Origin of the sequence: Spirosoma agri, assembly GCF_010747415.1 — a bacterium.
Classification (GTDB): Bacteria; Bacteroidota; Bacteroidia; order Cytophagales; family Spirosomataceae; genus Spirosoma; species Spirosoma agri.
The window spans coordinates 20,070-32,392 of sequence record NZ_JAAGNZ010000006.1 but is presented as its reverse complement, the minus strand read 5'-3'; the positions used below and the strand labels follow the sequence as shown (position 1 = coordinate 32,392).

At 43.1% G+C, this 12,323-nt stretch carries 6 protein-coding genes; 5 read left to right on the top strand and 1 reads right to left on the bottom strand.

Annotated elements, in window-relative coordinates:
* Positions 1–118 precede the first annotated feature (118 nt).
* Genes GK091_RS27155 through drmB form a run of 5 tightly spaced genes read left to right on the top strand, consistent with a single transcriptional unit; the run spans position 119 to position 11,095 of the window.
* Positions 119–1,612: a DNA cytosine methyltransferase gene (locus GK091_RS27155; protein WP_164043890.1), complete on the top strand. Its 1,494-nt coding sequence runs from the start codon at positions 119–121 to the stop codon at positions 1,610–1,612.
* Between the two features lie 5 nt (positions 1,613–1,617).
* Positions 1,618–4,107, top strand: coding sequence for a DrmE family protein (locus tag GK091_RS27150; RefSeq protein WP_164043889.1), 2,490 nt, complete (start codon positions 1,618–1,620; stop codon positions 4,105–4,107).
* Complete coding sequence (locus GK091_RS27145; protein ID WP_164043888.1) at positions 4,107–5,846, top strand: nuclease-related domain-containing DEAD/DEAH box helicase; 1,740 nt, start codon at positions 4,107–4,109, stop codon at positions 5,844–5,846. The genes GK091_RS27150 and GK091_RS27145 overlap by 1 nt, the downstream gene beginning before the upstream one ends.
* A complete protein-coding gene (locus GK091_RS27140; protein ID WP_164043887.1) occupies positions 5,843–9,208 on the top strand; it encodes a helicase-related protein in 3,366 nt (1,121 codons plus the stop codon). The genes GK091_RS27145 and GK091_RS27140 overlap by 4 nt, the downstream gene beginning before the upstream one ends.
* Positions 9,209–11,095 (top strand): DUF1998 domain-containing protein, encoded by a 1,887-nt coding sequence (gene drmB, locus GK091_RS27135; RefSeq protein WP_212593016.1) that lies wholly within the window; start codon positions 9,209–9,211, stop codon positions 11,093–11,095.
* Here drmB and GK091_RS27130 read toward each other — a convergent pair.
* On the bottom strand, positions 11,088–12,053 hold the full coding sequence (locus tag GK091_RS27130) for an HNH endonuclease (RefSeq protein ID WP_164043885.1): 966 nt from the start codon (positions 12,051–12,053) through the stop codon (positions 11,088–11,090). The genes drmB and GK091_RS27130 overlap by 8 nt on opposite strands.
* Positions 12,054–12,323: the final 270 nt, after the last annotated feature.

Genomic DNA, 12,323 nt, shown 5'->3' with positions numbered 1-12,323 from the left:
TTGAGATCAACTGTGTGCCGGCCTGCAATAATTAATTAACTAATCCATAACTTGCTAAGCAATAATAAGTATATATATTCCCTGTTTTTTTCTACAATAGGGTTGACAGTCTTGATCAATGACCAGCAATAGATTTAGTACCGGGCTTCCCAAAACCCTTCTCACAACTGAGGATTATTTTGTACATAAAAGAAATCGCCTACACTCAGGATTATCACCCCGAGCACTTGATTTGTTTGGTGGTTGTGGTGGGTTATCCCTTGGTTTTAAAAAAGCAGGCTTTGAAATAGTGGCCTCTGTAGAAATAGATGAAACAGCAGCAAAGTCACACGCAATTAATTTTCACCCCCATGACCCAGTGGAGAAACACAGTTCGCGGGATATCCAGCAGACTGAGCCTGCTGACTTGGTACGTCAACTCGGACTTCAAGGAGACACGGCTGCTCAGATCGATGTAATCATTGGAGGGCCACCATGCCAAGCTTTCACCCGAATTGGCCGAGCCAAACTTCGTGAAGTTAAAAATGATAGCAATGCTTTTCTGAATGATGCAAGGAGTCAGCTCTACAAACGCTATCTGCATTATGTCAGAGAATTCCGTCCACTTGCTATCCTGATGGAAAATGTTCCTGACATTCTCAACTATGGTGGTATCAATATTGCAGAAAGCATATGCGATGACCTATCTGCCCTCGGCTACCGCTGTGCCTATACATTACTGAACTCGGTTTATTATGGTGTTCCGCAGATGCGCGAACGAATGTTCTTAATCGGTCTGCATGAAAGCGTAGAAACTGAAATCTTCTTTCCAATACCTACTCATACAGCAGATTTGCCCAGAGGTTATCATGGATCCCGAAATGTGGCCTTGCAGACCATTTTACGTCAAAGCGTACATCAATACTTCCGACAACCGCCTGATGCTGATTCACATAGTCTTATTCCTGCGGTCACCGCAGAAGATGCACTGTCTGATCTGCCTCGTCTAACCGACCACCTTAACAGTAAGTTTCGCCGTGGCACCCGTCGTATCTCAGATGTAATTGCTTACGCAAATCAGTGTGATCTCAATGAGTATCAGCAACAGATGCGCAACTGGGAAGGATATGAAACCAATGGTTTGGTCAATGCCAACCTGATTCGGTACCTGCCCAGAGATTTTTCAATTTTTGGTCGAATGAATCCGGGCGACCAGTACCCGCAGGCCTTGCAAATTTCCAGGGAGCTTTTTCAAAGCAGGCTTCAACAGATATCAGAAGGAAAGAGAATACCTGGGGAAAAGACACGTGTATACCAACAATTGAAAAAAGCGACTATCCCACCATATAGTGATGAGAAATTTCCGAACAAATGGAGGAAAATGGAGGCTGATAAACCGAGTAGAACGCTAATGGCGCATCTCGGAAAGGATAGTTACTCCCATATCCATTATGACAGTCTGCAGGCCAGAACCATTTCAGTCCGGGAAGCCGCAAGACTACAGTCTTTTCCAGATGGTTTTGAGTTTGCCGGCGCCATGAATGCGGCATTCCGGCAGATCGGAAATGCTGTACCACCATTGATGGCCTCAAAACTGGCTGGATGCCTACGACATATGCTGGCATCAATCTAATAACAATGGTGGAAGGAGAACTGATTGAAAGACTGATCTTTGGGGATAGTTTAACGGAGGATAAGGAGCTATTTCCCCCACTCCTGCAGCTCGCGTTAAAACACGTTGAAGCTTTTTTAGATAATCCAGGTCTGGATGTCGGGCTTTGTATTGTCATGCCCGTAAAAAAACAAGCATCCCAGTGGCTGTCTATACCGCTAACACTTGACCGTCTCAGGAAAAATTACCATACGTATAAAGGCGAAATTTATCGCTCACATGAACATTATCAGATCGGTGACCGGCTAATGCTAAATGATTCGGCTGTGGTAGCCTGGGCTGGTTCCAACGAAAATAGTATCCGATTCTGGACAAAATCCGAGAAGAATAGTAGTAGCCCTGAGATATCAGTTAAGTTCAGAAACATTGCTAAACTTAAGCCTGCGCCATTAGGGAGAAAGGAGTTATCAACGTTCAAAAAGGTCAAAGAAGCTTTTTCAACAATTGAGAATCTACCAGCTCAAAGGTTGCTCGGCATTAATTTGCAAGGCAATGATATGTTCAATAAAAAAAGTATATGTCTGGTAGGCACATTCAAAAACTTTCAGGTTGCCACTGAACGATTGAACATTAATGATGCGGTAATAAGCGATTATTTTACTACCGGAAGAATAAGTGATTCTGGCAGTAAAACTAGCAGTCAGCCCTTACTTCTATCAAATGATCTAACCGAAATGGCAACATTTGACGGACTCGCAGATCGCATCTGCTTACTGATGATCGATGGAGCAGGAATAGTCAAAAGCAACCTGACTAATTTACATGATATCAAAAATTACGGAATACCTGTAGTGGTAATCACCGAACTTTCAGAAATCGAACATTTTCCTCTAATCGCAGACCTTGGTTTAAAAATTTTAGATCTGACCGGAGAAGACCAGACTTTAATCAGTGACCAAGTCTGTTCTGGTCCTTTTCTCTCATTCAAAAAGCAACTGGAAGTTTACAATAGATTCACGGTGGACATTGAACGCTGCGAGAACACAGCGCTTGAAAACCTTGTCAGTAAGGTTTCATCTATAAGCAATGACGAAAGCAATATCGATCTTATCAACCTGAGAAGTATGTTGGTTAGGTTTTTCAATTATGCCGCGTCCCTGGTGCACAATCCTTCAGACATAGAAATACAACAATTGCAGGTAAAGGAGAATCAGATAAGTGAACTTTACCAAAAAAGTCAGAACTGGCTTGGCGAGTCGGCCGAGGAAGTTAGTGATGCAATTAGCACCTTATCAGCGGTGACTACTAGTCTTTCAATACAGCCGCCATCAAAATATCTTCGTCTGCAGGAGCTTCTGTCCAGCCAGTGTATCGACTATATTATTTGTTCCAGAGCGTCGGAAACTGCCGCAGTTGAATCTATGCTAAACGAAACCAAATGCTTATCCCGACCCCACGTCATTACAGCCGCGGATATCCCCAGATTAGGCCCGCTCGAAGAATCTGCCAGTGCATTGGTGATCAGTTGGCTACGGATAAAATATATGACAGATCTAATAAACTGTTACCGTTTTACGCGGTTGACACTCTTATTTTACGAATTTGAAGTCGGCTTTTTTCGTTCTCTCGAGCGACAGATTGCACAACAGGCTAATAGCCTTGGGGTAAAAACGCGAACTTGGTATAATAACGGAGGAATATCGCAAACTGCATTTATCAGTACCGACAAAGCTGTAGAAGAGCGCCTGTTCAGACTGGCGGATACCAGCATTATTGGAAATACTGTGACTAGTCAGTCAACAGAAATACTCTACACCAAAGCAATCATATTTGACAATGATCAATGTTTTTATGCTACAGAATCCCATAAATTCTATGTGATTTCTGATGTGAAGGAAGTCCGCAATACAAATATTCAATTAAATTCATCACGGACTGATTCACTCAGTCCTAAGGATATAATCGCGCTGATTAGCACTCAAAGGGATATAGTTGTTGAACTCATTGAGAGAAGCGCAGACCCTGAAAAACTAAAAACTGTCAAGTATTGGACCGGATTATGGAAAAAGCTGATTCAGGAGCATTACCGAAAGTCAAATAGGAATTTTGCTGAATTAGTGTCCAGTCTCCGCGAAAATGGCTGTAAGCGTCATGAAGCGACCATTCGAAATTGGTTGCAGGACAATAATCAGATCGGTCCGGATGATGACAGCGACCTCATCAGCATTTCCCTTGTAACCGGTTCAGAGTTGCTTTATGAAAATATTGATCAGGTTAGACACTGCATCAATATTATGACTGGCTGGCGGATGCGCGCTGCTGAACAGGTCATGTTACTAATTCGCAGGCAACTTCAACGTGGTGACATAGATGACCTGTTATATAACTTCGGTGGCACAATCGTTGTTCCCGGCCTGGGAACCGTTAACCTGCTACGCATAAACTTTATTGATGATCTCTATCGCCGTCAGGACGCTCGTTATGTTAACCGACTATTAAATCAAGGAGGAGTATAATGGCTCATATGTTACCTCCATACGTGGACAAATCGTGTAAAAGCACAGCAGAAAAAAACATTTTTCATCTGCTATCCAGCAGTGCATTCAGTGCAAACTGGACCGTGTTACATTCATTGAATCTGGCAAGACATTCAAAAAGACTGTACGGAGAAATCGACTTTCTACTTCTTATACCCGGTAGTGGAATTTACGTGATGGAAGTTAAGGGTGGCGACGTCCGCTGTACAGACGGTGTTTGGTATTTTACAGACCGGTTCGGCAACGTGAATTCCAGCAAAAGTCCATTTGTACAGGCACGTGATGCCATGTTCTCTCTACTTTCTGCAATCGAAAAAGAATTTGGCAGAGGTTACCATTTAACACGTAAGCTCATGGGCTTTTTCTGCTGCTTTCCGGATATTTCATTTTCAGAACACAGTGTAGAATATGAACAATGGCAGATTCTTGATCGTGATACCCTCCGTACAAACCCAGAGGCTTTTTTTGAAAGACTGAAAAAACAGACCTTATTAAAACACCGGAATCAACGCTGGTTCTCTGAATCAGAATCAATTCTTTCTTTAAAAGACATTGATGAACTCTGTCATTTCCTGAGAGGGGACTTTGAGCGCATAAGAACTTCTAAAGAGAGACTCGAAGCATTTCACAAGCAAGTAAAATCCTACACGACCGAGCAGTTCCGTATCCTTGATCATATTCATTCAAATAATCGTTGTTTAATTCAGGGTAGCGCCGGAACAGGTAAAACTATGGTCGCTATGGAATCAGCAGTTCGAGCTGCCGCAACCGGAGAGCGCGTTTTTCTGACATGTTTCAACCACATGATCGGCACGTGGATGGCTGAACTAATGGCGCCCTGGAAAGAAAATATCAGTGTCGTTAACCTGCATGCTTATCTTTTCGAAGCTTCGCGAGGTTTTGATTACAATCAACAGCAAACTAACAATCAGGATTTTTACACGGAGTTTCTGCCAAATCTGCTGACGCGCATGTTTGCCAAAGGAATTCTACCCCAGTTTGACAGACTAATTATAGATGAAGGACAGGATTTGATTCGTCCAGCATACCTACAGCTTTTTGATGCTATGCTCAAAGGAGGTCTGGAAGGCGGTCGTTGGGAGATTTATGGTGATTTTGAACAGCAGGCAATATTCGCAGAACTCTCGCGAAGGGAAATGATCGATCTGCTTAATAGTTATGTAAGTCTTGCTAATTTTAACCTCCGCATTAATTGCCGTAATACAAAGCAGATTGGTATGGAAACTGCCCTGTTATCTGGATTTGAGCGGCCACCTTTCTTACTTGAGCATCTAGAAGGAGCACCAGTGAATTACCTGTGGCCAGGAACTGGTAAAGAAGTGGATATTCTAACATCCTGTCTTGATCAACTTGTCAATGAACAGGTGCCTCGGGAGGAGATTATTATTATTTCCCCAAGAAGATTGGCGCGGTCAGTAGCAGCAGACGTTACCCGCCACAATATTCGTGAGATACGGACAGCAGGCGAACTAAGTATTAATCAGGATTTTTTTGCGTTTGCAACAATCCAGTCCTTTAAAGGCATGGAAGCAGGCTATATCGTACTGACTGATATTGATGATATAAGTAGTGATCAAATGCGAAAACTGCTATATATAGGTATGAGCCGCGCACGTTTTGTTCTGATGATACTACTTGCCGAGACAGTAAAAGAAAAGTACAAAGCAATACTCCGAAACCAATTACCTGTCAAATGAGGAACGATATTCTGAATTTTATCCGAAAAGAACTGATTGGTCCGGATCCAGTACAGCCCCATGTTCAGGCCAACGGTGAAGAAATTCTGATCAACGAACCTCCACGACTCCGATATGGTGCCGGTATTCTTTTTCCATGTACCGTCCCTTATTTACGGGCTGACAGTAATACTCAGGTAGAACAGGACCTGATTTCTGCTGACGAAACTATACCGGATGGGATTGAAAGCCCTGTCACACTTGGTGATAGCCATGCACCAACTGATATGGGAGAAGACTTTGAGGAAGAGATCGGTTTGGCCAACAGCTACCTTCCAGCTGCAATGGGTATTAGTTGCTTTATCGAGGTTCCGCAAGAAGGATTCATTATCACCTTCACTGCAGCTCGTTATGAAGTTAGAGACTATTCGTTTCAGACTGAAGATGGGCATTTGCTTAGCCGACGTTGTTACTTTCGGGTGCCGCTTGACCAAAGTTTGATTATTAAAGCCAATGAGTTGCCGCTCGATACAGGTAGCGACTGTGACTTTTTCCTAAAGGAATCAGATGGTAGCGACTTGGCTCTCAGACTAAACATTCGTAATCGCACGCATGGCAGCGATCGTCCCAACCTTCATCTGCTAACGTTTACGTTAATTAACCAAAACAATAGTTCACAGGAGAATATTCGGAATGAAGATTGCTTTTTCCAGACAGGTTTTACTGTCTCAGCAACTGCACCTTGCTTTCACCCTTATAAAACTGCAGTTTCTGAAGCAGATACAGATGATGAGCGTTCTAATCAGTTGCTGTTTCGGAACATACACACTTTTGCTGTTGGGCATGGGTGCTCGCCAGCCTGGAATGACGAAGACAGCCCGGTCATAAATGAATTGAAGACAACTGTATTACCCAGTTATGAAATAAAACCAGTGCTGCCCGCCAGTTTACCTGGGGTAACACTTGAAATGGATGAACTGAGTGATCTCAGTGAAAGTGATCTTTCTGTTCCTTTAAACCGACTTACCGAATCCTATGACAAATGGATCAGTCAGCAGGAAGAGATAGCTGAGACTACATTGGACGGAGATTTATTAATTACCGCCCTCCGGCATATAGATAACTGCCGCGATTGCTTACATCGGATGCAGGAAGGTATTACCCTGCTTTCTACAAATGATAAAGCGGAAAAGGCATTTCGCCTGATGAACAGAGCCATGCTGCTGCAGCAACTGCGATATGCCGTGCCTATACGTATGTGGCCATTAGATAGCCGCAGCAATATAAATCCATTGCCTGATATGGAGCTACCTGATGTGAAAAATCGTTCAACATGGCCTAATGGTCTTGGCAGTTGGCGCCCATTTCAGCTAGCCTTTATACTTATGAATCTCCAGTGCATGCTGGAACCGGACCACATTGATCGCGAAATGGTTGACCTGATCTGGTTTCCGACAGGCGGTGGTAAAACAGAAGCTTATCTCGGTCTGAGCGCTTACACCATTTTTGTCAGGCGGCTTCGTGACCAGAACGATAACGGCACTTCGGTACTGATGCGTTACACTTTGCGTTTATTGACGGCCCAGCAGTTCCAGCGCGCGGCTTCACTGATCTGTGCATGTGAAACTATCCGGCAGGAAAACACTCAACAACTCGGCCGTGAGCGTATTACAATTGGTTTGTGGGTGGGTGAAAGTCTTACGCCAATTTACCGCAGTGATGCGGTCAGTAGTTTTACAAAGATGGAACAGGGACGTGAGGATCAGAATCCATTTATTGTACTTAAATGTCCATGGTGCGCTGCGCAGATGGGCTATATTAAAGAATCTAAAGCAAATCGCATCAAAGGTTATAAACTTCAGAATGTCAGTGGCAAAAAAACAGTAGTATATCGTTGCGATAATCCCAACTGTGAATTTTCGGCACCATCAAACAACTTACCTCTCATAGTTATTGATGAAGATATTTATCAACATCCACCAACTCTGATTATTGGTACAGTTGACAAATTCGCTATGTTGACTTGGCGGCCGGATGCTCGTTCACTATTTGGTTTCACTGACACAGGTCATCGCAATAGTCCACCTGAACTCATTATACAGGATGAGTTGCACCTGATCTCTGGTCCACTTGGCTCAATGGTAGGGCTCTTTGAAACGATGGTTGAAGAGCTTTGTACAATAAATGGTATAAAACCGAAAATTATAGCTTCTTCAGCAACCATAAGCAGGGCCCGAGAACAGATCAATGCGCTTTATGGTCGGGGTACACATAATGTGACAATATTTCCTCCTCAGTGCCTGAATGCCGGTGATTCTTTTTTTGCCAAAGAGGATCGGTCGGTGCCTGGAAGATTATACACCGGCATCTTTGCTTCGGCATTGCCTTCGCACGCAACTGCACAAGTTAGAGTCATTTCTGCTCAGCTACAGGCAGTCCGGTCAGTACCAGCTAAGGAAGAAATTCAGCGCGACCCTTATTGGACTTCGCTAATATACTTTAATAGCATTCGTGAGTTAGGTCATGCTGCTACACTCATCAGGGCAGATATAACCGAGTACATGAATTCGATTTGGAAACGCAAGTTAATTCGTGGAGATGAGCGACGCTTTATCAATCGGGATATCGAACTTACCAGCCGTATGGAAAGTAGCGATATCCCTGAATACCTTGAACAACTCTATGTCCAATGGGATGGCGCCCGAAATACGTGGCCAGTAGACGTATGTCTGGCAACAAATATGATCTCTGTTGGGGTTGACATACCACGACTTGGCTTAATGACCGTGATAGGGCAACCCAAGACAACTTCAGAATATATACAGGCTACCAGCCGTGTTGGCCGTGGCCGTAATATGCCTGGATTAGTATTTACAATCTATAATTGTTCAAAGCCACGCGACCGCTCCCATTTTGAGCAATTTCAAAGTTATCATGCCCGTATTTATAGTAAAGTCGAGCCCACAAGCGTAACGCCGTTTTCCACGCCAGCACGAGAAAGGGCATTACATTCTATCCTGGTCGGCCTAATCCGCTATTACGGTGCTTATAGTCTGGATAGTCCCAATCCATACCCTGAGCCAAATGTCATCGAACGTGTACAGGAAATTATAACGAATCGTGTAGGGCTAATTGATGAGGCTGAGCTGGAGTCAACTGTTCGTATGTTAGAGGAAAAACTAACTTATTGGCGGAATGAAATGCCAATGGATTATGGCGGATTCAGATTAGGACCAAATACTCCATTATTGTATCCAGCAGGTAGTAACCCTCCGGAACAAATTCGTGATCGTGCTTGGTCTACACCAACCTCTATGCGCAACGTTGACAGCACCTGTGAAGCAACAATAATCAGAGAGTATCACAACATAGATGATCGATAAATGCCAGCAAAGAAACCAGTCAGAAGAGCACAGCTAATCTCACCCTGGGGAATAGGACAAATGATCAATTTCCCAAAAGATGAATCCCTGATGGTAGCTGGTCTTGACCTTTGGGAAGAAAGATTTCGTACTCTGGACAGTGCCGAAGAGTTTCGTATCAAAGAAGAACGGCTGGCACGCCGTCTCGGCGTTACTGATTTCCGAATGCCACCTGATTTCCGTGAGCCCGGTAAGGATGTTCAGAATCCTTCGTTAATGATACCCTTTATCAGGTTTCCAAGATGGCATTATTGCACGCGCTGCGGGCATATGGAACAAATATCCATCTATGAGCCTCGTAAGCCGGTCTGTCCTGGCATACCTTTTACTACTGGTCGTAGCTGTGCAGATTTGCCACAGAACCGCCGTCAACGGTTGATACCTGTACGGTTTATTGCAATTTGCCAAGAGGGACACATACAGGACTTTCCTTTTAGACAATGGGTGCACAATGGCCCGCAACCAGAAGGGCTACACCGCTTACGACTACGTGCAGGCAGAAGTTCCGGAACTTTATCAGGCATCGAAATCAGTTGCGAATGTGGCGCTCACAAAACGATGGCTGGCGCATTTAATGAAAAGATACTGACACGTATTGGAGTAACATGTTCCGGCGACCGACCATGGCTTGGTGAGGAAGCTAGTCGCGGGAATGCAACTCACTGTGGAAAAGACCTGATTGTTGTTCAGAAAGGAGCTTCCAATGTTTATTTCCCGCATGTCCGTAGTTCCATTTATCTACCATTATGGGAGAGGTCTGTCGATAGAAGAATAGTCGAAGTGATGGAAAAGAACTGGAGGTACTTGACTAATGGTCTTGACAATGGTGTGCTTTCCAGGGCAAGGTTTGAATTCGTTACCGAATATAATTTCCCGAACACACCAACCGCCCAACAGGAGCGATACGTTGATAAAATGCTCGAAGCCGCAGAGCGACGACTAAATCTTGTTCCTCAGCCCGAAATTAGTGATTCAGAAGAAAGTTACCGACGAATGGAATATGAGGCAATTCTAGGAGAAGCAGGTGGTGATAATCAGGACTTTTATGTAACCAAAAAATATATAAATGAATATGATTGTCGAGGATACTTAGCGATAATGCAGGGGTTCAGCAGTATAGGACTTCTTCACAAAATCCGAGAAACCAGAGCATTAGTAGGATTCACCCGCCTGTTACCTGAAAACGGCTCTTCAATTGAAGATAAAAAAAATAATATTATGCTTTCCCGTCAAATTGACTGGCTGCCGGCAATTGTTGTAAAAGGTGAAGGAGTCTTTTTTGAATTCAATAGGCAAGAACTCAATGACTGGGCTATTCAGCCTGAAGTTACAACCCGCGTAGCTTCACTGGTAAGAAATTATAATGGATCTCGCGCTGGTCGTGGCCAACAACTTAGGGCTATCACTCCAGAGTTCCTGCTAATACATACGTTCGCACATTTGCTTATAAATCAATTCAGTTTCGAATGTGGTTATGGAAGTTCATCACTACGGGAACGCATTTATTGTAATTTGGAAAGTACAGACGACGAAATGCATGGTGTTCTGATTTATACGGCTTCTGGCGATTCTGAAGGATCATTAGGTGGCTTAGTCAAGCAGGGAAACCCGGACAATCTTGAAAAAATTGTCTACCATGCAATTGAAAACGCACGATGGTGTTCTGGCGATCCGGTTTGTATTGATAGTAGAGGACAGGGGCCAAATTCATGTAATCTTGCGGCCTGTCACAATTGTGCTCTATTGCCTGAAACCTGCTGCGAGGAATCAAACATGTTACTTGATCGTGCGCTACTAATTGGTACACTGGATGTTCCTGCTGTTGGATATTTCAACCGTTTCATTTGAATTGAGCTTTAAACTGACCCCAACGGTACTCTAGTGCAGCAAAAGAAGGAGATCTATCTTTCCAGCCAGTTTGCAATTTGCGACCACTTAGCTCCTGATAATAACTTCCAACAATACTTGGATGCAGTTCAATTGTCAAAGCGTTTGGTTCAATGCCAATTAAATTGGCATCAAAAAGCTGATGCAAATCAGTGCGAAGTAACAGACCATTATAGGGATGATGGTCTTTTTTACCCCTGTAAGGACAAATATGGCTGGCTTCGATTGCAGCATGTACTTCACAACCAGTGATCATACAACGTAAGCCATAGATTTCTATCAGCAACGATTTAAATTTAGACTGCCCTATTCGAATAGCCTTAGAGGTAGTTTTGTAGTCTCTTTCGTCAGTGTGTGAAGGTATGTAAGCTTCATAAGCCTGAAAATTGATTTGATCGGCGCCCAAACGTTTCTCCAGATCTGGATATTCGATTTTGAAAAAATCAGGGCTCGCCTGCTGAATCGAATAATAATAATTTCTTTTCAAATAATATGGATCCAGAACTTTAACACTTGTTTGAATAGAAGCCCTGACAAATGTTGTTGCATAGTGAGCTATATATTCGGTTACGACAATCGACTCAGACACGGGAATGTCAAATGTGTGCTTATTCCGGCATTGGTATTTCGGCTGAATTTTTTTTCGGATATAATGCTCCTGTGTATTACACTCTGGGCAACGGAGTCTGACTTTCGGCACATTTGTGCGCATTTCTATATATGATACTGTAGCATACCCAATAATGTGTTCTTTATCAGCAATAATTACCCGATCTCCTTCAGCCAACTTATCATAATTCCTAACATTCGTATCATAGACGTAATGAGAAGTTGGCTGATCAGCATAGCCTAAATTTCCACCAAATGCAGCCTGATCACCTTTTGCTTTTAAAATCCAAACCTTGTACCCGTTCATCATGATATTTTTCTAATTACGGTTTTGAGTTCATCAATAGCAGACTAATACATATTCGCTAATATGCTGATAATAAACCATTTGTGATCGGAAAAAAAATAAAAAGACCCTGACAAAAGTTAAAAGCGGCATCTACTTAAGATAGTAAGATATGTAAAACCAATTAAGAATTTAGTATTTGGAAATACGGCACTTGCTCTAAATTATTATATATTATTATCTCTGGAAGTTTAGTGTATCTATAATCAAACATATTATAGATACACTAAACTT